Here is a 20,785-nt window from a genome sequence, read left to right on the forward strand (position 1 = left end):
GGTACCTGCTGTGGCTGCTTCCCTTCGCGGTCGGGCGCGAGCAGCTGTGGCCCTTTGCCGCGACCGTGGCGCTACCGCTCTCCTATCTGTCCGGTCAGGCACTTGCCGACACGACACTTGATCCGTTTGCCGTCCACCCGCTGGCACGACTGGCCGAAGCGACGATCCTCGCAGCAGCGGTATTCTACGACTACCAGGCCTGGCGCAGACGGAGCGTAGCCGCCCGGGCTTATACAGCTATGGCCCATCCCATCCCGCTACCGAAGATCGCCGTGGTCATCCCTGCCCTCAACGAAGAGGCCGCGATCGGTAGTGTCGTAAGTGGTATTCGCGCGGTGCTTGCCTATCAGCTTGACCAGCTGATCGTAGCCGACAATGGCAGCACCGATCGAACCGCGCAGCTTGCCCGCATGGCCGGTGCAACAGTCGTTCCTGCACCTCAGCGCGGCTATGGCAGCGCCTGTCTGGCAGGGCTCGGCGTCCTGCATGAAGAGATCGACATCGTGGTGTTTGTAGACGGTGACGGCTCAGACATCGTCGACGACGCAATCAATCTGATCGCACCTCTCATTGCAGGATCGGCCGATCTTGTCATCGGTTCGCGGGTCGGAAGCGAGATCGAACGCGGCGCGATGACCCTTCCGCAGCGGTTCGGCAACTGGCTTGCCCCACTTCTGGTCTGGCTTATCTGGGGCGTTCGCTACAGCGATCTCGGGCCCTTTCGCGCGATCCGGCGCGATGCGCTCGAACGGCTCGATATGCGGGATCGCGACTTCGGCTGGACGATTGAAATGCAGGTACGGGCAGCCAAGCTTGGCCTGCGGACCACCGAGGTCCGCACTGGATATCGACGGCGTGTCGGGATCTCCAAGATTTCGGGAACGATCCGCGGCGTGCTGAGCGCCGGCACAAAGATCCTTTATGTCATCGGTCGCGAAGCATTTGGTGACTTCGACAACCCCGGCCGTAGTCGCGCTTCATGAGGCCGACTGCCAACGTCGCCTGTCGGCCAACGCACTGTAACCACTCGCTATGCAACTGCGAACGGAGAGGGGCTGTCTAAGTCCAAGTAGCCCGCTCTCTGTCCCCCACAGAGCCCCCCTTCGCCGATGCCGGCAGTGATCTGTTGCGGCCGCGTCAGACTAGAGGAAAACCTCCATGCGCAACTCGCTCCGCGCCACGCTTTTCTTGGTGTCCGCCCTTTCCGCCTCGGCGGCTTCTGCTGCGGCCGAAGACAAGAAAGATCCCGATTCCGTGAACGTCATCATCGTGACAGCGCAAAAACGCAGCGAGGCGATCACGGAAGTTCCTCTGTCGCTCGATGTGATCAGCGACGAACGGCTCGATAATGCCCGCGCGGGAGCTCAGGATCTCTTGTTCCTGGCAGCGCGCAGCCCGAGCCTTTACGCTGAATCGTCATCAGGACGCATATTCCCACGTTTTTACATCCGCGGGCTGGGCAATACCGATTTCGACCTCAACGCCAACGGCCCGGTGTCGGTGGTGCTGGATGAAGTTCCGTTGGAAAACGCCATCCTGCGTGGCTTCCCGCTGTTCGATGTCGATCGTGTTGAAGTCTTGCGGGGGCCGCAAGGTACACTGTTCGGCCGCAACACACCGGCGGGCGTCGTGAAGATCGAGACCGTAAAGGCAAACGCCGCGAACCGCAATTTTGCGAGGGTGAGCCTGTCGCGCTTTGACACGATCGACGCCGAGGGAGCCGTTGGCGGGGATATCGGCGGCGGCTTTTCGTTGCGCGTGTCCGGCCTGTACCAGCGTCGCGACGACTTTGTAGACAACACCTTCGCGGGTGGTGGCGAGCGCGGGTTCGAAGAATTCCGCGATGTGGCCGGGCGGGTCCAGCTGGGGTTTGATCGAGGGGGCCGGTTCAACGCCAACCTGTCGGTGTTCGGGCGCGACCTTTCGGGCGGCTCAAGACTGTTCCGGGCGAACATCATCGAGCCGGGCCGAGGCGGCCTGGTCGACGGTTTCGATCGCTTTTCCACCGCGCAGGATGCCACCCAACTACTTGAAAGCGATACCTTTGGCGCCATCCTGCAGACCAACACGCAGATTGGCGACTTCACTCTTTCGGGCGTGAGCAGCTACAGCGAAGTGCGGCTCGATGCGCGCGGGGACGTCGATGGCGGGTTCGGAGCAGATTTCGCCCCGCCTTCAGGTCCGGGATTCATTCCCTTCGCGGCCGAAAGCGCCGATAACATTACGGGCCATTCCCAACGAACGAGCGAGCTGCGGCTTAGCGGTCCGGTGACTGACGACATAGATGTGACGGTGGGTGGCTTCTACTTCCGTGAACGCCTTCAAATCGAGAACGAAAGCTTCGACACCCTGTCCGGAGGGACCCGCAACGGGCTGGCCGTGCAGGATCAGCGGACTACGGCTTACGCCCTTTTCGGTTCGGCGACGGTGTCGGTGATCGATCGCCTCAAGGTGACTGCAGGTTTGCGGTTTTCGCGCGAGGAAAAGGATTTCACTGCCAGTCGCCTCGTCGGTCCGTTCGGCGCGCCGCCGCTTGGGCCTGTTACCCGGTCGCTGCGCGATTCCAACCTTTCTGGCGATGTCAGCCTTCGCTACGACCTTTCCGACACGGTCAATTTCTACGCCCGCTATGCGCGAGGTTTCCGCGCTCCGAACGTCCAGGGGCGGATTGTGTTCGGCGATGCGGTGACCGTAGCGGATACCGAGACAAATGATTCCTTCGAAGCCGGGGTCAAGGGCACGTTTCTTGACGGCAAGGGCAGGTTCAACGCGACCGCGTTCTATTACGTTACTGATGACCAGCAGCTGACCGCCGTGGGCGGTGCGGGCAATTTCAACCAGCTGCTCAATGCCGATCATGTGCGCGGTCACGGGTTCGAACTCGACCTGGGACTCGACCCAGTCGAGCGGTTGTCACTGACCGCCGGCCTGAGCCTCAACAACACACGGATCGATGACCCCACCCTCGAAGTCGGGGTGTGCGGCGCGGCCTGCACCGTGCTCGATCCGATTAATCCGGCCACCGGAAACGCACTGATCGACGGCAACCCTTTGCCGCAGGCCCCTCGTTGGATTGCCAATGGCACAGCCAGCTACACCATTCCCTTGGGATCTGGCGAAGTATTCACGACCGCTGATTTCGCCTATCGCAGCAACATCAACTTCTTCCTCTACGAAAGCGCCGAATTTCGGGATCGCAGCCTGTTCGAACTGGGTGCGCGGATCGGCTATCGCTTGAACGACAACGGTTTCGAGATTTCCGCGTTCGGCCGCAACATCCTTGGGGATACATCGGTGCTCGGGGCGATCGACTTCAACAATTTCGCCGGATTCGTGAATGAACCGGCGGTCTACGGCATTGAGCTGAAGAAGCTGTTCTGAGTGCAAGGCCGCCATTGAACTGCATTCGTAAAGGTGCTGCCACAGGTTCACAGCGCGGAACACCTTGGGAACGATAGGATTGCGGCTGTTCGGCCGTAGCAAGAGGATAACCGACTATGCCGCTAGTATCACCTCTCCGTCGACTTCAGTCCTTCTTGGCCGTTGCCCTGACAACTTTGGCCTTGTGGGCCTGCGCGCCTGCTGCGGAGACAAAGGATGTCAAGTGGACCCGATCCGGTACGGCAACCGATACGATCGACCATCATCTTTGGGACCAGCTACTGACGCGCTATGTGACCGCTGGTGCGGATGGGATTAACCGGGTCGACTACGCTGCGCTGAAACGCGAAGATTCAGCCACCCTAAAGAAGTATCTCGACGCCATGCAGGCCGTTGACATTGAGCGATACCCCAAGGACGAACAGTTCGCTTACTGGGTGAATCTCTATAACGCTGCGACGGTCAACGTGATCATCGACAATTATCCGGTCAAGTCGATCCGCGATATCGGGGTTTTGGGGCTTGGTCCTTGGAAAGAGGACATCCTGACAGTTGGCGGAGAACGCTTGTCGCTGGACGATATTGAACACGGTATTCTGCGCCCGATCTGGAAGGATGTCCGGATCCACTACGCAGTCAATTGCGCTTCACTTGGCTGCCCCAATCTTGCCAATCACGCCTACACGGCGGCCAATTTGGAAGCCATGCTGGATGCTGCGGCAAGGGGTTACATCAACCATCCGCGGGGATTCAGGCGGGTCGACGGCGAGCTGGTGGCCTCGAGCATCTACGATTGGTATGGCACCGACTGGGGCGGCGAGAGTGCTGTTCTCGACCATGCACGTAAGTATGCTTCTCCTGAAACCAAGGCTATGTTGGCTTCGGCACAGCACATTGATCGCTTCGATTACAACTGGTCTCTGAATGCAAAGTGATTAGCGCGGAAAGCTCCGGGGTTTACGTAGCTGGAGGTGATCTTGACAGTATTTCAGGCAGATATCGCCGACCTTGGCAAATTGGTGCCTTTGTTTGACGCCTATCGGCAGTTTTATGGCGAGCAGCCCGACCTCGAGAGAGCGGATACTTTCCTGCGCGATCGCTTCGAACGGCAGCAGTCAGTAATTTTCCTGGCGTTATCGGAAGAGGAGCCGGTCGGGTTTACCCAGCTTTACCCATCGTTCTCGTCTACACGAATGGCGCGCGTGTTTATTCTGAACGATCTATTTGTAGCTCCCCAGGCGCGAGGCAAGGGATACGCGAAATCGCTGCTGGTTGCCGCCCGCGACTACGGACGGAGCGTCGGAGCAGTCAGGCTTTCGCTATCAACGGCCATAGACAATCATGTGGCGCAAGACCTGTATGTAAGGGCTGGCTGGATCCGGGACGAGCAATTTCAGGTCTACTCCTTCAGTCTCATCTAAGGCAGCAAGCGGTGTGCCGCTGTTACCTTGGCGAGCTTGCTCAAAATTGGACATGATCACTTGCCAGTCGCTGACGTTGGTGATACTGCCCCGCCATGAAATTTGTTCGCGCTTTCCCTTTGATTATTATCACCATTCATTGAATGGTGGGCTAAGCACGTCATATTTCAAGACAAAGCAACCCGCCGCGAGGCGGGTTTTGTTTTTCCGCTCGCGGCCATTTTGGAGTCCAGAATGTCCGACCATCCCTTGAAAGCCCTTATCGAATCTGCGGACCGTTCCATATCGGCCAAAGACTTCGACGGCTTGATGCGTTTTTATGCCGATGATGCCACCTTGGTGGTCAAGGCCGGGATGTACGCCAACGGCAAAGACCAGATCAGGACAGCGTTCGAAGCAATCTCTGCCCATTTCCAAGGTAAGTTGGAAGTTCGCCAAGGAAGGATGGAGGTGATTGAGGGCGGAGACACAGCGCTTGTCATCATGGAAACGTGGCTGGACTCTGTGGACGAGAACAACAAGGCGACGGCAACGCTACGACGTGCAACTTATGTTTTTCGTCGGGACTCGTCTGGCGCCTGGTTATGCGCGGTAGACAATTCCTACGGTACGGCTCTGCTCGACTGGTGATCTGGTAACCATCATGCTGCTGGTGCGCGTCACAGAAATGGATAATCGACATAACCGCGCGCATCCCCGCCATAAAATGTCGTGCGGTCGTACGCATTGAACGCAGCATTTGTGCGAATTCGTTCGGGAAGGTCGGGGTTGGCGATGAATGAGCGTCCAAAAGCGATAGCATCGGCCCTTCGGGATGCTATCGCTTCGCGGGCGGTGCCGGGTTCGAAACCTCCCGCGGCAATGATCGGGCCTCCGAAAATAGGCTTGAAGCGCTCTGCAGCATCGGGGGCCTGCGGGTCCAGCGCGTTAACGTCGCTACGCTGGTCGGCTCTGGGCTCGACCAGGTGAAGGTAAGCCAGGCTGCGCAGACCCAGTTGCGCGACCACATGATCCCACATGGCCGCGCCATCAGCATCTGCCATCCCGTTCGTCTTGCCGAATGGCGAGAGACGTACGCCAACGCGACCCCCGCCTCGCACGGCGGCAACCGCGTCGACCACCTCTAGCAGAAAGCGTGCGCGGTTTTCTATCGATCCACCGTAGCGGTCGGTACGCTGGTTCGACGCGGTTTGGAGAAATTGGTCGATAAGGTAGCTGTTAGCGCCGTGCACTTCCACACCGTCAAAGCCAGCCTGATGTGCGGCGGCTGTCGCAGCGGCAAAGTCGGCGACGATTGCCGCTATGTGGTCTGCGTCGAGTTCGCGCGGCACGGGAAAGGGCGCTGGCTGCCCGTCGCGGTCCATGTGCATACCGGGGGCGGCAATGGCTGACGGGGCGAAGGGCGCAAGACCATCGGGTTGCAAAGAGGGGTGGGAGACACGTCCTGTGTGCCATATCTGGCAAAAGATCAGTCCTCCCTTTGCATGGACCGCTTCGGTCACCAACCGCCAACCCGCAATCTGTGCGGCAGTGTAAATCCCCGGGGAGCCGGGGTATCCGGCTGCGTGGGGAGACGTGTCCGTCGCCTCGGTGATGATAAGTCCGCCCTGACTCGCACGTTGGCCATAGTACAGCGCATTGAGCGCGTCTGGCGCCTTACCCGGTCGGTTTACCCGCAGGCGCGTGAGTGGCGCCATAACGACACGATGAGCGAGCGAAATCTCGCCCAGACGCACGGGGGAAAAGAGTGGGTCCACGGTAGCCTCCGGTTTGGGGAGGCCTTTATCTGGGTGTGCGCAATGGCTCAGTAAATTGTGTGAATATGCTAGGTACTATATCTCAAAATGATATAACAGAGAATATGGACACGCGCCAGATCGCAACCTTTGTCGAAACCACCCGGTTGGGCAGCTTGGCCGCAGCCTCGCGTAGGCTCGGGATTGCTCCGATGGTCGCCTCGCGCCATATCGCCGCGCTGGAGCGGGAGCTTGGGGTCAGGCTGATGCAGCGTTCGACCCGGTCGATTTCGTTGACCGTCGAGGGCCAGCAATTCCTGTTGCACGCCAAAACCATGCTCGCGGCGGAACGGGAAGCCAAATCGGCGCTGGCACGGTCAGGCCTTGGGGCCACGGGATTGCTTCGTATCACGGCACCTGCGGCATTCGGGCGTAAGGTCATTGCGCCTCTGGTCCCAGACCTGCTTTCGTCCAATCCGGAACTCGAAATCGCCTTGCAACTGAGCGACGGGCTGGAGGATATCGTTTCGCAGGGACTGGATGTCGCCGTTCGCATTGCCCCGCTGCGCGATTCAAGCCTGGTGGCGCGACGGCTAGCGGACAATACTCGCCTACTGTGCGCAACGACGGGCTATCTTGCCGAGCACCCGGCACCGCGCACACTTGCGCAACTGGCGGCCCACTCCTGCTTGCGCCATGCCGAAATCGACCGCTGGGCCTTTTGTCTCGCCGGGGGGCAAGTACGCCATTTCAAGGTCTCATCCCGGTTCGTTGCCGATACGGTCGACGGGGTTCATGCGGCCTGTGCCGCCGGCGCGGGAATTGCCATGCTTTCGACCTGGGACGTTGCGGCCGAAATCTCCAGCGGGGCGCTGGTCCCGGTCGTGCTGGACGACGCCCGCCCCAAGACCGAAGGGATCTGGGCCGTGCTGCCATCAGCCAGGCTTGTCCTTCCCAAGGTGCGGGTGTTTCTCGAAGCGTTGCAGGGGGCGCTCGCGGTGTGAACCCTACTCGCGCAAGATCCCATGTCCGGCGAGCATGGTACGCGCGGCGGGCCAAAGGGCAGACTTGTCCTTTACGACCTTGGCCATGAGATTCAGCCCCAAGAGCTGAGTCTTTAGCGCGAGAGCGAGTGCCTTTACGTCTGTCATCTCGTCTAGCTCGCCTCTTTGGGCAGCAGCACACAACAGCGCCTCGAGCCGCTCTACACGCTCTATCACCAGTTCGGCGACGATCAGCCCAAGGCCTTCGCCCCCCAGACACAACGCGCCGACACTATTGACCAGAAGGCAACCTTTGCCCGCCCCATCCTGTTCAAGCGCATCGCAGACAGCGCGGAAAGTCCGCGTCAACAAAGCACAGATACTCCCATCTTCAGGCACTTGAGCCAGCGTGCGATCGGGGGCGCCAGCGAGATAACGCTCCAGCGCCTCGAGGAACAGGGCCTCCTGGCTCTCAAACGCATTGTAGAAACTTGACCGGGTGATCCCCAGCCGTTCCGACAGCGCCTTCACCGAATTGGCTTGATAGCCCTCCGACCAGAACGCCTGGAGCGCAATGTCGACGGCGTCATCACGATCAAACTTGGCAGGGCGACCGGCTTTGCGCATTTTCTTTCTGGACACCTATGGACAAAAAGCCTGAGGGCTATTATTCACTCGTGTACATAATGCGTCCGGCCGTGGTTGTCGACCCGCTAGCGTCACTTCCAGACCGGACGGCATGCCGATCAATCACTCTAGCAAGGAACAGGCCATGAGCGCATTTTTTGTCGTTACCGCCACCATCAAGGATCCGGACAAGTACCATGCCTACGCTCAGGGCGTGGGCCCAACATTGGCGGCGCATGGTGGCAAGGCACTGAAGCGCGGCAAGGCAGTGCGCGCGCTGGCCGGCGAACTCGCCCACCAGAGCATCGTCATCGTCGAGTTTCCCGAACTGGCCGCTCTCGAAGCGTGGCATGCCTCGGAAGAATACCAGGCGCTGATTCCGCTCCGCAGCGAAGCTGCCGACATGACAATCACCGCCTACGAAGTTCCCGCCTAAGCCGGACTCCTGCCCCTCTCCCAGAAAATTAGGAACCCCGATGTTTACCTATCACAACGAAACCACCGCTCCTGAGGCATCGCAACCTTTCATCGCCGGTGCCAAGGCCATGTTCGGCTTCCTGCCCAATCTCCACGCGGTCCTCGCGGAATCGCCTGCTGCGCATGAGGCATACACCACGCTCTATCGGCTCGCGACCGAACAGACGGCGCTCAGCCCGGTGGAAGTGCAGGTGGTGATGATGACCTCGAACTACATAAACCGCTGCCATTACTGCATGGCAGGGCACTCCATGATCATGGGCATGCTTAAGGCACCGCAGGACGTGATTGATGCCCTGCGCAACAATACCCCGATCCCCGACAGCAAGCTGGAGGCGCTGCGCGTCTTCGCGCGAGGTCTGCTCGAGAAGCGCGGCCATGTGGGCGACGAAGCGCTGCAGGATTTCCTCGATGCCGGATACACCAAGCAGCAGGCGCTGGACGTGCTGGTGTGCTTGTCGGCCAAGCTCCTGTCCAACTTCACCAACGCGCTTTCCCACACCGAGGTCGACGCGCCGATGAAGCCGATGGCCTGGCCCCCCCCGGCCTGAGGGCCTTCGGGTCGCAGTGACGAGCGGTACGCCCCGCCAGAGGCCGGCCGCTCGTCCAACCGGGCCCGCGCTGCCGGTGCAAAGGTACAGATCCACTGGATCGCCTTGTAGAGAGGAGCCGACCATGGCACTGCAAGCCCGCGTCAGCGGATATGGCCCCACCCGCGTCCTGCTGCTGCACGGGTGGCTGAGCGATTGCCACGTATTTGACTCTATTCTGCCGTGGTTCGCGCACGATCGATACACCATCGCGGCGATGGACTATCGTGGATACGGGCTCAACCGCGGCGTCGCTGGAAATTTTACGATCGACGAAATTGCTTTCGACGCGATCGAATTGTGCGCCCAGCTCGGTTGGAATCGGTTTAGCGTCATCGGTCATTCGATGGGCGGAATGGTGCTGCAAAAAATGGCACTCCTGCAGCCCGGCGCGATCCTGTCGGCAGTTGCGGTGACCCCGGTCCCTGCTTCGGGCTTTCCCGTTGACCCGGAAAGCGCGAAACTGTTTCGCACCTCGGCCGACGACGATGCCGCACTGTCTGCTATTTTCAAAACGCTGACCGGGGGCAAGCATGCGGAAGGATTTGTCCGCAGTCTGGTCGCAGCGGCGCGGGCGGCCATTACCCGCAGCGCCTATCTGGGCTATCTCAACAGCTGGACCGGAACTGATTTTTCGGCCCAGGTTTCAAGTATCGACACACCCATACAGGTACTTGCCGGCGCCAACGACATGGCGCTGGGCCACCAATTCCTGGAACAGACCTACCTCGCGCAGCTGCCCAATGCACGCATGACGGTGATCGACAATGCCGGACACTATCCCATGCTCGAACGCCCGCCCGAAACCTTCCAGCTGATCGAACAAGCCCTGGGCTGAGGGACGGTTTATGGACGGGCGCGAAGATCATCGGTACGCCGATTTTGCGTCACAGTCTGCGATTGCCGGCGCTTCCTGTAATCGTGGACCCGACACCTGGCGGCCAGCATTACAAGGAGCCAAGGCATGAAGACATTCGATGTACAGCCTATCGGCATTGAGCGCCCGGCAAGTGCAGGAAATGTAGCCACATTCCTGACGGCGCTCCGCGACACGTCGGACTACATCGCGGCCGATCGTATGCTTGCCTCTAGGATGTCCGACAGGATAGCCGCGACATCCGAAGCCAACCGCCGTTCAGCCTTATTCGCGATGTACATAGCGAATTCGACACGCGGCAAGGGCGGCAAGCCCGATGACCTTGGCTTCAATTGCACAAGCCCCGTCGGCATGACGAGCGGTGTACGGGTCGTGATCCCCAGTCCGGCGCTGATCGCCGACCACAGGCCGGCCAGGCTGGGGCTCTGGAACACGATCCGTGACTCCATACCTGCACCATCGATCGCTGTCTGCGCAGCACCGCGAAACAGGCACGGCGGTTCAAAGGTAACCAGCGGAACCGGCTGCGACCGCCGCACTCGCCAGCCCGGCGGTCCGATCCAGATGATCGGCAAGGCGATACGCCAGTGACATTCGCCCTGGACCGGGTTGGCACGCGGGACGGAAAACACCAGTGCGATGTCTTGCTCGCCGCGATCAAGCTGATCGAGCATCCCATTGCTTCGCCCGACAGTGGTCTCGATACGAATATCGGGGCGGGTGCGGGCGAAACGTGCCAGCACCACGGGCAACCATGTTTCGGCCAGATCTTCCGCAATCCCGATGCGGATGGCACCTTGCGCGTTGAAACCACGAACCGCATCCACAGCTTCGTCGTTCAGTTCCAGAATGCGGCGGGCATAGGTCAGGACCACCTGACCTGCTTCGGTGAGCTGCAGCCCGCCATCGCCGGTCCGTCCCCGTCGTCCTGCGAACAATGGCTTGCCGACTTGCCGCTCCAGCTTGTCGATCTGCAGACTGACCGCCGACTGCGACCGCCCAACAACGCTCGCAGCCCTCGTAAAACTCCCCGCATCGACGGCAGTAACCAGCGTGCGGAGCACGGCCATATCGAGATTTGTCAGCATGTCAGTAATTGAGAATAACTCAAGTTTGTATCCAGAACTACAAAATTCCCGAATGAAGGGGCTGGCCCTATCACCGTGGCTATCGAATGACGAATCGCGTTGTGCGCTACCGTGATCGCATGCCGTGCGAACCAAGAGGAAACGATGACCCGACTGCCCCGACTTGTCTTCGCCGTCATGGTGTTGTTCGGCAGCACCGTTCACGCTCAAGCGGTGCCTTCGGACAGCAGTACGACCACTTATCACCATGCGCAGGCAGACGGCGTTACGCTCTTTTACCGCGAGGCCGGGCCGAAAGATGCCCCGACCATCGTGCTGCTACACGGCTTCCCGACGTCGTCGCGCCAATACGAAAAACTGATCCCGCTGCTCGCCACCCGCTATCATGTCATCGCGCCCGACTATCCAGGCTTCGGTCTGAGCGACGCGCCGTCGCCGGATCACTATGCCTATACCTTTGACCATCTGGCACAGACGACCGCTTCATTGTTTGAGACGTTGGGAGTCGGGCATTACACACTCTACATCCATGATTATGGCGCTCCGGTGGGCTTTCGCCTGTTGCTGGCGCACCCGGAGCGGCTGCGCGCGCTGATCGTGCAGAACGGCAATGCCTATCGCGAAGGACTGGGGCCCAAGTGGCCGAAGGTTGCCGAATATTGGGCGGACCCTGCGGCGCACCCGGAGGTACTGGAAACCTTCCTCTCGCTCGACAGCACCCGGCAGCGCCACGTCGCCGGAACCGCACACCCCGAACGCTATGATCCACAGGCATGGGCAGACGAGTTCGCGTTCCTGTCACGACCCGGCCAACGCGAAATCCAGGCAGCGCTGCTTTATGACTACCGCACCAACATCGCCGCCTATCCGCAGTGGCAGGCATGGCTGCGGGCACATCGGCCGTCGACGCTGGTGGTATGGGGCGCCAACGACCCCTCGTTCATCGCGCCGGGTGCCGAGGCCTATCGGCGCGATGTGCCGGACGCGCACATTCATCTTCTGGACGCCGGGCATTTCGCGCTGGAGGAAAAAAACGACGAGATTGCCCGGCTCATCCTCGACTTTATGGCGCGGCTTCCCGGCTGACCGAGTGCCCTACATTCTATCGACCACCCCCCAAATGAGGAAATTTCCATGCGCTACCGTCTCTCCACGATCGCCCCGTTGGCTTGTGCCATCGCACTGCCTGCCTCAGCCCAGGTACGCACCAGCGGGTATGATCTGCCCGCCGATTTAGCAGTGGAAGCAGCAAGCGCCGCCGTCCACGCCTGCGCGGACAATCGCTACCGCGTCAGCGCAGCGGTGGTCGATCCCTCCGGCGAACTCAAGGCGTTCATCAAGGGCGATCACAGCACCACGCACACCCGCGAAACTGCCTTCCGCAAGGCCTATACTCAGGTGACGATGGGGCCGATCTTCGGCTTCGACGCGCTCAGCCGCTGGGTTGAGGCGCTGCGCGGCAACCCCAACGCGCCGTCCTTCCTCACTGTGCCCAATATCATCCTGTTGTCCGGCGCGGTGGCGATCAAGGCAAAGGGAGAGATCGTGGCGGCGATCGGCGTCGGCGGCGCACCGGGCGGTGACAAGGACGAGGTTTGTGCAGCGGCCGGCCTCGCCGCGATCCAAGACCGTCTGCCGCAATAAGGGGGAGGCGGGTTATGAAACATCGACCACGGCGATCGATCACTCTGGCTGTGTCGCTGGCATTGATTGCGATGCCGGTGCAAGCCCAGGCTGGCATGACGCCGGACTTGCCGCTTTCGGCGTCGCTTGATGCAGTGGGCGAGGCAATCAGGGTTTGTGATGCCAGGGGATTCAAGGTCACGGTTACGGTCGTCGATCTTGATGGAATTATAAAGGTGCAGGCCCGGAGCGACGGTTCGCCGATCCATTCGCAGCAATTTTCGTTCCGCAAGGCCTATACCATGGCCAGCATGGGCCCGGTATTCCGGGTCGATGTCAGCAGCGCATTGGTAAAGGCGTTGGGCGCGTCGCCCCAAGGCCTGTCGAACGTCCAGAGCGGCGAAACGCCGCTGCTGTTCCTACCCGGCGCAGCGCTGATCCGTGTCGGTGGGGTTCCAGTCGGTGCGATCGGTGTGAGTGGGGCGCCATCGAGCCTTGAGGACGAAACCTGTGCGGTGGCGGCCGTGGACAAAATCGAGGGCGTACCCAACCCTGGGGCGCCAAAGTAACTTCGCGGACGGCAGATGGCCCACCGTAGTTCTTGTATGCAAGGGGCATGGTAAGATGGGGCAATTACCCAACTAATGCCCGAAATCCGCCAACTCCGCTATGCCGTCGCAACTGCCGACACAAAGAGCTTCTCTCGCGCGGCGGCAGCGCTAAACGTCAAACAGATCACGCTCAGCCGGAAGGTGCAGCAGCTCGAAGACCGCCTGGGCGTCAAACTGTTTGAACGCTCAACACGTGGTGCGGAGATCACCGAAAACGGTCGCCCCTTCATCGAGCAGGCACGCCGTATCGTTACCGATGTCGACAATCTCCGCACCACTGCCCGCAACGTCAGCTACGGCCTGCATGGCCGGATCGCGGTGGGCTATTGCTCGCCACTGATGGCGGGCAAACTGAAGCTGGCTATTTCGGATTATCTGACCAAGTTTCCGGACGTGCAGTTCGATGGTATCGAGGCAGGACTGGAAAAGCTCTCTCATGGCCTTCAGTCCCACACAATCGATGTTGCTGTGGCACCAATTGGCCAGTTCGAGGACGGAATTGCATCCCGCAGTGTCTGGTCGGAGAAGCTCTACGCCGTCCTGCCGGAGGATCACGAACTGGCGGATCGCGAGCAAATCTACTGGCAGGACCTCCGCCGCGAAATTTTCGTGGTGCCGTCGGGCGGTCTCGGCCCGATTTTTGAGAACCTGATCGCATCCCGCTTGACCGAACAGGGACGGCGCCCCAACATCATCGTGCAGGACACCAGCCTCGAAAGCGTCCTCAGCATCGTCGCAGCAAAACGCTATATCTCCATTGCGACCGGTGCCTCACAAGGCGTCGCATGGAACGATCTGGCTTTTCAGGAGATCCACGATCCCACCGGCCCGGCTCGCCTCGAATATGCGCTTTACTGGCGCGAGGACAATGAAAACCCGGCGCTCCAGCGCTTCTTCAAACTGATCGAGGACCGCTATCCCGGCTGATCGCGGGGGATGTTTCCTGTGATTGTGAGGCTGGTACGATAATCTTGATTCCTAGGCTGCAGTCAAGGCCGCGAGTGCCAATTGCCACGAGTGTATTGGCATCATTCCGTCGCAACAAACTCCGCCCAGCTATGCGGCGCAGCCAATCCACCAGCTTCCCGGATTGCAATCGCCATACGCATGGCTTCTGCTGCTTCCGGCACTCCCTCCTGCCGTCGCAAGATAGCAAGGTTGGCAAAGCTCTGCGCATCCTCTTGATCGAACGCCACAACGTCCTCAAGCCTCGCGATAGCTAGATCGGATTCGCCTCTCCGCAGCGCGAAAGTCACCAAACTCCTGCGGGCGCGTTGCGCAACTGCGGGAGCCAAGCCGCCCGAATCCAGCATTCGCAACAGAGCTTCCTCGCGGAGCGCAGCGTCCTCTGACACCTCTCCAAAAGCGAACATCTTTTCGGCGGCCGCCAGCTGCTCCGCTGGCGAGAATTCATCCGATGAACTCAGAAACCGATAGACCGTCAGTCCGCCCTGAAAATCCCCATCCTCAAAGTTGCGCTCTGCTGCAATCATGTAACAGACCGCCTTCTCTCCAAGTTCTGGGCGGTCACTGACGCATTTGGTGATCTCTCGCTTGATTACCGGATTCTGACCACTCAACGGATCCATTCCAGAGCCAGGCGTAAGACCGGCAACACCAGTGTTGGTACGTAAATTGTATGGCTCGAAGAGTGGCTTGCGCGGTACACGGGAACCCAGACGGACGGACTTTTCCTCCTGCTCGTCGAGGGGTGTTGCAATCACAACGATCGGCTTTTCCGCCGCCGCCGATACCGGGTCAGCCTGTTCGGTGTCCGGCGGTTCCTGCTGAGAAGCACCGGCTAGAAATGCTAAGGCGAGGGTGATCATCATTGCTCTGAATCCTTCCGTTCAAGTTACAACGATTGTAGATGCCTGATGGCAACGATCTCGGCGTTCAGTTCCTTGGCTTTTCGATGATTCCATAAGGCAAGTGCCAAAGCGAGGATCAGCGCGGCCACGTCATAGCCGTAATGAAACATCTGCTGATCCGGCGAGACCAGCCCATGCATGGCTATCCGCAACAGAGCGAAGCCCGGCACCAGCGGCAGGATGTACCACTTCCAGATCGAGCCAAGTAGATCGCGCCGCCGGATAAGGCTCGCAAGATAATGCGCCGTCGTGTCGTCTCCGAACACCGGGCCATCGCCCTTGCTGCGGAAATAGAGGTTGGTCATGATGAAGACGGTCGCGACCATCGTCAGCACCCAGCCTGCGAGAGCAACACCTGAAGCAGCCTGAGCCGCAAAGTACGATGAGACACCAAAAAGCAGGAGCCCGGCCACATATTCCAGAAGATTGGAGCGCGAAACAGAGGAGCGCAGGCGCGCGTCTTTTTCGATCAATTCCTCCGAGGTGGGGACAACGATGTCAAAGCCGCTTTCCTTCCAGATATCGTGGATCGACATGGGTCGTTCAGACATGGTCTGTTCCTTTCTGCGTGTTCGATTTCGAGAGGACTGTCTTCAAGCGGTGGATGCGCATTGCGACTGCCGCAGGCTTGAGGCCGGTGATTTCGCCAATATCGGAAGCCGAGTGGCCTTCCAGATAAAGCAAGGCAATCTGGCGGTCAGGCAGCTTGAGAGTGTGCAGAAACGTATGCAGCATTTCGACGCGAAGCTTGTGATCAACCTCGGATTCATGGCCAGGATGGGTGGGGATGACGCATTCATCGTCGAGTGAGACCAATTGCCCGCGCCTTTGACGCATTTCCTTGGCTACAAATGTTGCTGCTACATTATTCGCCACCCTGTAAACCCAAGTCTTCAGCGAACATTCCTCGCGAAAGCCCGGCAGCCCGCGCCAGATCGCCAGATGGATTTCCTGCTGCAGGTCCTGCTGCCGCGATCGGTCCGCCTCATAGGCGCTGGCGATCCGGGCAATAGCGGCCCCAAACTCAGTTCTGATATTGTCATATCTGAGAGAAGTGGCCCTGTTCATATTACTGTAGTCGCCGCCGCGCTTGATTTCTAACGTCAGACTGCAAACTCGCGTCGAACTGCGTTCTCCAAGCGCGCTCGATTGGCGCGGGATGGGCCATTGACTACTAATCCGTTGGTGACCGACTTGTATGAGGTGTAGTGTCGGGGGGCGCACGAAAGGTCGTTGCACGACCGTACTGACCCAGCGAAATGCCCTTCGCCCAGTCAGCCATCAGATCGTAATAGCCCGGTGTCACCTGAAGATAGCTGCGAGAACCATCATCCCGCGCGATGAACTCACGCATGCCGTGGTCCGTGTCTGGGAAGATCCAGATGGCAATGTCCTTACCTTCCTGCCGCAACAGCCCCAGACGCGACAGCGTCAGGTCAATCGGGGCTTCGCGGTCTTCTCCTGCCAGAACCCACAATTGCGGCACGTCAACATCACGCATAACCTCCATCGGGCTAAGCGACCAGTCGATGTCGAGATCGTTGAATTGCGGCACGCCGTTCTCGCGGAGATCTTCCGCCGACATTCCAAGGAACACACCCGAATAACCTCCGCGTATCTTCGCGAACCAGGGTTGTGCCCCGTAGCGAGCCTGGATCTCGGTCAGTTCGTCCAGACCATCGGTGTAACCTGACGAAGCTATGCGTGCTGTAACGTCGGTAATCTGCCGCGCAGCAGCCAGCACGGTTTCGGGATAGCCGGCGTCGCGAAGTTCCTTTTGCACTTGCGCCGCATCCTCTTCCCGGATGTCGGCCACCAGGCCATAGCCAATGCCGATAAAATCCGCCTGTGCCCGCCTTGCTGCCAGCGGGGCAATCCACCCGCCCTGACTTAGCCCGACCAGACCAAACCGCCCGTACCGGCCATTGGCGAGGCGCTTGGCTTCTTGCGAGGCGGCCACCAGGTCGTTGGCCAGCTTCGGGAAGTTCTGGGTGTATTTGCCACTCGAACGTCCCGTGCCGCGCTTGTCATAGACGAATACCGAGATGCCGCGCCCCACCATCTGGTAGGGATCGCGAGCATGCTCGATCCAGCCAATATCCTCGGAGCCATGCGCAAAGACCAGCAATGGCGTGGTACTGTCGGCTCCGGCAGGCTCGATCAGACGACCGGCAAGCGTTATATCGCCCGATCGGAACTGCGTATCAGTCTCGGTCAGATCCGCCTTCTGCCAGCGCATAGTACCGTCGACCAAGAGACTGTCGCCGGCACATTGCACCAGCGCCTCCTTGTCACCGATTTTACCGAGCCGGCCATCGGCGAAGGAATAGGCGAAACCATCGCCTGACCGCGTGATGGCCGCGAAAGTCCCACCCGTGCCTTCGTATATGCCGACTTCGCAATTGTCAGTATCGACTTTCTTTGCAACCGGTGACTGCTGCGCCGTCGAAGGATCAACTGCAATTGTCTGACCATCATCCACGCGAATTGCGAAGAAACTATAGCCATCGCCGACAAGCTGGAGACTGCGCCCGGTCCCATCGCTGCCACGAACGAAAGTCACCTCTTCATTCGATGCCACGACCACGCCTTGATCCGGGCCGGTCATTACGAGTTCCAGCCGTTTCCCCGCAGGATTGGTCAGGCTGAGCTGTCTTCCCATACGGCGGATTGTCACCGACGGGCCACCGCCCTCAATGCGATAGCTGCCAGCCAATGCGGAGAGCTGCTGGTCGGAAAGCCATACGGGGCCAGGACCGGACTGTGGGGGGAAAGCGATCTCGGTGGAGCTTGTTCCCACCCGGGCAATCTCGCGCGCACGTCGCGCCAGCCTGTGCAGAACATCGGTCGTCTCATTACTGTTCGACGCAATATAGACGCCGATGCCGGTTGCAGGCTCGATCTGATAGACGGTGCTACCGCCGTAGATGCCGCCATCCCATGACAGCACACGCACCCCATTCTCACTCTGGCTCAGAAAGCCGAGACTGAAATCGCCATCATACTGCGGCATAATCATGCTTCGCGCCGTCGCCGGCTCAAGCAACTTACCGTTGCCAAGGCGGCCTTCGTTCAGAAACGGCTGCAACAGCCGCACCATGTCGAGCGGACGCATATAGGCATCGCCCGAATAGGGGGCTTGCAGGAACTTGTGACCAATAGGCCATGGCTGGTTGCCGACGCGGCCGTAGGGCACTGCCATCGCCGCCACCGCAGCTGCATCGGGATAGAACGGTTCGGTATATCTTGTACCAGCGGGGATCAGGATGTGTTCGCGCAGATAGTCTTCCAGCGACTGCCCGGTAACATTCCGTACGACCTCGGCATAAACGGGGAAACAGATGTTGCAGTAGTCGTAGCGCACCCCGGGCCGTTCTATCGCCTTGAGCCCGGAAAGCAGGACGTCGTCCGAAGGCGGCAGGGTGCGCGACCAGACGTCGGTTTCAGGGACAGGGCGCGAGGCAGGCAATCCAGCCCGGTGCGCCAGCATGGCCCGCAAAGTAAGCGGTTGGCCCTCTTCGGCGAAATCGTCGATCTTGTGGGTCAGGTACTCGTTGACGGGAGCATCAAGCGAAATCCTTCCCTGCTCCACCAATTGCATGACTGCGCTGACCACGACGAACTTGAAGGTCGATCCGGTATTGTAGACAGTATCCAAAGTTGCCGGGGTACGCGTGGCAAGATTGGAATAGCCAAAGGCTTCCGCCCAAAGAACCTCGTCCCGTTCGAACAGGATTATGGTGACTGAAGGCATTGCCTGCTCTTCCATCAGACGCCCCATCTGTGGCGCCACATCGGCGCGGATGGTCTCGGCTTTCGGCGTCAGCCGAAGTCGTTCAATGCTCTTTGTCGCCACGCCTCCCGGAAAACCTTCGGCTAGTGGACGCGCCGCCAGCGTTGAGGGCATGGCCAAAGACAGCAGAGCGCCGGTCAATACGACAAAGTGCGTGCTCTGAAAGACCCGCTTCACTGCGATTGTCCGAACATATGGAGGGCAATAGCTTTGATCGCATCCCGCGCTGCTGGGGTGGCAGACCCTGTCGCCAGCACTGTCACAGCGGTTTGCCGCTCAGGATCGAGATAGGCGGCGGTGATGACGCCTGGATCGCCGCCCCAGTGGTTGGGCAGCATGCGCTGACCGAGAATGGAGAATTGCCAGCCAAGGCCTTGCCCCGTCAGCCATGGCGCAAGCCCGGGCAAGGCTTGTTGTTCGAGCATCTCCGATGCAGAAAACTGACCCATGGGTGCCGAAAGCGCCTGGGCGAGTTGGTCGGCTCGCATGCGCAGGCCTCCGGCTGGCCAGTCCGGGAAGCCCACCGCTTCCAGGGTGACCGGTCCGTTTTCACCGTCTTCGTGAGGCAAGGCCACTCTGGCAGGCGGTAAACTTCCCACACCCCAAAAGGCATCCGTGATCTGAAGCGGCTGGAAAAGAGCTTCGTCGATCCACTGGCGGAAATCTCCGGTCAGGCGTTCTCCAACCAGCCCGGCCAGCGCATAGCCGACATTGCAGTACTCCCACTGCGAACCGGGCGCATGCTTGCTGGAAAAATTGGTCGCCGTGTAGTGCCGTGAACCGGGCACGAGGTAGTCGGTCACGAACTCGGCCAGCGGCAGCGGGCTGTCCGCACCTTGCGTGCGGAAATCCACTTCGTAATAATGTTGGTCTGAAATGCTCGAACTGTGCGAGAGCAATTGCCGGGTAGTTATCGGCAGATCGGTAAAAGCTGGGTTCGTAACCGGGAAGCCAACATAGTCGTCAACTGGTGCGTCAAGATCGAGCCGTCCCGCCTCGGCAAGTGCAACCAATGCCCTCGCAACGACCACCTTTGTGATTGATGCAATATGGAACAGGGTGGTGTTGCCAACCGACCGATCAGTCACAAGACTAGCCATTCCGCTCGTCAAGGACTGCAAGGGGACGCCATTGCGGGCAATGGCAACTGAGCAACCAGTGAGCCCAGCAAGCCTTACCTGTCTGTGGACGAAATCCGGGCCTGACTCGGTGGCAAGTGCCGAAGCGGAAGCATGCCAGATGCTTCCAGCGCACAGAACGCCTCCGCTCGCCAAGGCCGACCCTAGGACGCCTCTACGGGAGAAAATGATCGTCATTGCAAATAGCTTCCTTGTCCGATGAGACCGGGGCTGCTTTTCGATCTCAGCCAAGCTTGCGGCTTTGCGACTGTGCAATACTCACCCTCAGCCGCACTCTGATCAATTTCGCATTGCAAGTTGATCAATGGGGGCGGCGCGCCATAGTAGCTTTCGGCGAACAGGGATTTCAGATCGACCGAATCTTCGAGGCAGACCGCGACGAAATAGGTCGGACTACTAGGCGCGAAAGTCAGGAGTCGATATTTCCGGCTTTCCAACTGCGGAGTGATTGTGAACCGGCCATCAGTGTCAGTTCTTGTGTCGCTAATTGATGGCGCACAGTCCAATTGGCGGGTCGCGAAACGAACGAAGATTTGGCGGTCTCCCACTGGCTCCCCTGAATACCGTA

The 20,785-nt window shown here is 59.7% G+C and carries 21 protein-coding genes; 13 read left to right on the plus strand and 8 right to left on the minus strand.

Going from position 1 to position 20,785, the window contains the following annotated elements; genetic code table 11:
* The 5 genes from AAFM29_RS05620 to AAFM29_RS05640 form a co-directional block, all read left to right on the plus strand.
* A partial coding sequence (locus AAFM29_RS05620) for a glycosyltransferase family 2 protein (protein WP_341711812.1) occupies positions 1–983 on the plus strand: 983 nt, incomplete at its 5' end.
* Positions 984–1,158: 175 nt separating this feature from the next.
* Positions 1,159–3,381 (plus strand): TonB-dependent receptor domain-containing protein, encoded by a 2,223-nt coding sequence (locus AAFM29_RS05625; protein ID WP_341711813.1) that lies wholly within the window; start codon positions 1,159–1,161, stop codon positions 3,379–3,381.
* A gap of 155 nt (positions 3,382–3,536) precedes the next feature.
* The gene (locus tag AAFM29_RS05630; RefSeq protein WP_341711814.1) at positions 3,537–4,316 is read left to right on the plus strand and encodes a DUF547 domain-containing protein; all 780 of its coding nucleotides are present in this window, start codon (positions 3,537–3,539) and stop codon (positions 4,314–4,316) included.
* Between the two features lie 42 nt (positions 4,317–4,358).
* Positions 4,359–4,802 (plus strand): GNAT family N-acetyltransferase, encoded by a 444-nt coding sequence (locus AAFM29_RS05635; protein ID WP_341711815.1) that lies wholly within the window; start codon positions 4,359–4,361, stop codon positions 4,800–4,802.
* A 234-nt stretch (positions 4,803–5,036) separates the two neighbouring features.
* On the plus strand, positions 5,037–5,432 hold the full coding sequence (locus AAFM29_RS05640) for an SgcJ/EcaC family oxidoreductase (RefSeq protein ID WP_341711817.1): 396 nt from the start codon (positions 5,037–5,039) through the stop codon (positions 5,430–5,432).
* A 29-nt stretch (positions 5,433–5,461) separates the two neighbouring features.
* Here the strand turns inward: AAFM29_RS05640 and AAFM29_RS05645 are convergent, their stop codons facing one another.
* Positions 5,462–6,559: an alkene reductase gene (locus tag AAFM29_RS05645; RefSeq protein ID WP_341711818.1), complete on the minus strand. Its 1,098-nt coding sequence runs from the start codon at positions 6,557–6,559 to the stop codon at positions 5,462–5,464.
* A 104-nt stretch (positions 6,560–6,663) separates the two neighbouring features.
* Here AAFM29_RS05645 and AAFM29_RS05650 point away from each other — a divergent pair, with 104 nt between their 5' ends.
* Positions 6,664–7,542 carry a LysR family transcriptional regulator gene (locus AAFM29_RS05650; RefSeq protein ID WP_341711819.1) on the plus strand — a complete coding sequence of 293 codons (879 nt, stop codon included), beginning with the start codon at positions 6,664–6,666 and terminating at the stop codon, positions 7,540–7,542.
* A 3-nt stretch (positions 7,543–7,545) separates the two neighbouring features.
* Here the strand turns inward: AAFM29_RS05650 and AAFM29_RS05655 are convergent, their stop codons facing one another.
* On the minus strand, positions 7,546–8,148 hold the full coding sequence (locus AAFM29_RS05655) for a TetR/AcrR family transcriptional regulator (RefSeq protein ID WP_341711820.1): 603 nt from the start codon (positions 8,146–8,148) through the stop codon (positions 7,546–7,548).
* 145 nt (positions 8,149–8,293) lie between these two features.
* On the opposite strand from AAFM29_RS05655, the gene AAFM29_RS05660 reads away from it, so the two are divergent.
* The 3 genes from AAFM29_RS05660 to AAFM29_RS05670 all read left to right on the plus strand — a co-directional run bounded on the left by AAFM29_RS05660 (position 8,294) and on the right by AAFM29_RS05670 (position 10,053).
* Positions 8,294–8,584 carry a DUF1330 domain-containing protein gene (locus tag AAFM29_RS05660; protein ID WP_341711821.1) on the plus strand — a complete coding sequence of 97 codons (291 nt, stop codon included), beginning with the start codon at positions 8,294–8,296 and terminating at the stop codon, positions 8,582–8,584.
* 40 nt (positions 8,585–8,624) lie between these two features.
* On the plus strand, positions 8,625–9,176 hold the full coding sequence (locus AAFM29_RS05665) for a carboxymuconolactone decarboxylase family protein (protein WP_341711823.1): 552 nt from the start codon (positions 8,625–8,627) through the stop codon (positions 9,174–9,176).
* A 124-nt stretch (positions 9,177–9,300) separates the two neighbouring features.
* Positions 9,301–10,053 (plus strand): alpha/beta hydrolase, encoded by a 753-nt coding sequence (locus AAFM29_RS05670; protein ID WP_341711824.1) that lies wholly within the window; start codon positions 9,301–9,303, stop codon positions 10,051–10,053.
* 221 nt (positions 10,054–10,274) lie between these two features.
* Here AAFM29_RS05670 and AAFM29_RS05675 read toward each other — a convergent pair whose 3' ends face one another.
* On the minus strand, positions 10,275–11,180 hold the full coding sequence (locus tag AAFM29_RS05675) for a LysR substrate-binding domain-containing protein (protein WP_341711825.1): 906 nt from the start codon (positions 11,178–11,180) through the stop codon (positions 10,275–10,277).
* Between the two features lie 144 nt (positions 11,181–11,324).
* Between AAFM29_RS05675 and AAFM29_RS05680 the strand changes: the two genes are divergently transcribed.
* The 4 genes from AAFM29_RS05680 to AAFM29_RS05695 all read left to right on the plus strand — a co-directional run bounded on the left by AAFM29_RS05680 (position 11,325) and on the right by AAFM29_RS05695 (position 14,341).
* Positions 11,325–12,266, plus strand: a complete 942-nt coding sequence (locus AAFM29_RS05680) for an alpha/beta fold hydrolase (RefSeq protein WP_341711826.1) — start codon at positions 11,325–11,327, stop codon at positions 12,264–12,266.
* Between the two features lie 48 nt (positions 12,267–12,314).
* Positions 12,315–12,824, plus strand: coding sequence for a heme-binding protein (locus AAFM29_RS05685; RefSeq protein ID WP_341711827.1), 510 nt, complete (start codon positions 12,315–12,317; stop codon positions 12,822–12,824).
* A gap of 14 nt (positions 12,825–12,838) precedes the next feature.
* A complete protein-coding gene (locus AAFM29_RS05690; RefSeq protein WP_341711828.1) occupies positions 12,839–13,372 on the plus strand; it encodes a heme-binding protein in 534 nt (177 codons plus the stop codon).
* Positions 13,373–13,447: 75 nt separating this feature from the next.
* Complete coding sequence (locus AAFM29_RS05695; RefSeq protein WP_341711829.1) at positions 13,448–14,341, plus strand: LysR family transcriptional regulator; 894 nt, start codon at positions 13,448–13,450, stop codon at positions 14,339–14,341.
* Positions 14,342–14,442: 101 nt separating this feature from the next.
* On the opposite strand, the gene AAFM29_RS05700 is transcribed toward AAFM29_RS05695, so the two are convergent.
* From AAFM29_RS05700 to AAFM29_RS05720, 5 genes are all read right to left on the minus strand, one after another.
* Positions 14,443–15,246 (minus strand): hypothetical protein, encoded by an 804-nt coding sequence (locus tag AAFM29_RS05700; protein WP_341711830.1) that lies wholly within the window; start codon positions 15,244–15,246, stop codon positions 14,443–14,445.
* A 23-nt stretch (positions 15,247–15,269) separates the two neighbouring features.
* Complete coding sequence (locus AAFM29_RS05705; protein WP_341711831.1) at positions 15,270–15,836, minus strand: hypothetical protein; 567 nt, start codon at positions 15,834–15,836, stop codon at positions 15,270–15,272.
* Positions 15,829–16,353 carry a sigma-70 family RNA polymerase sigma factor gene (locus AAFM29_RS05710; RefSeq protein WP_341711833.1) on the minus strand — a complete coding sequence of 175 codons (525 nt, stop codon included), beginning with the start codon at positions 16,351–16,353 and terminating at the stop codon, positions 15,829–15,831. Before AAFM29_RS05710 ends, AAFM29_RS05705 begins: the two co-directional genes overlap by 8 nt.
* Positions 16,354–16,459: 106 nt before the next feature.
* Positions 16,460–19,255 (minus strand): alpha/beta fold hydrolase, encoded by a 2,796-nt coding sequence (locus AAFM29_RS05715; RefSeq protein WP_341711834.1) that lies wholly within the window; start codon positions 19,253–19,255, stop codon positions 16,460–16,462.
* Positions 19,252–20,394 carry a serine hydrolase domain-containing protein gene (locus AAFM29_RS05720; protein WP_341711851.1) on the minus strand — a complete coding sequence of 381 codons (1,143 nt, stop codon included), beginning with the start codon at positions 20,392–20,394 and terminating at the stop codon, positions 19,252–19,254. The genes AAFM29_RS05715 and AAFM29_RS05720 overlap by 4 nt, the downstream gene beginning before the upstream one ends.
* Between the last annotated feature and the right edge of the window lie 391 nt (positions 20,395–20,785).

Origin of the sequence: Erythrobacter sp. (assembly GCF_038133525.1) — a bacterium.
Lineage (GTDB): Bacteria > Pseudomonadota > Alphaproteobacteria > Sphingomonadales > Sphingomonadaceae > Qipengyuania.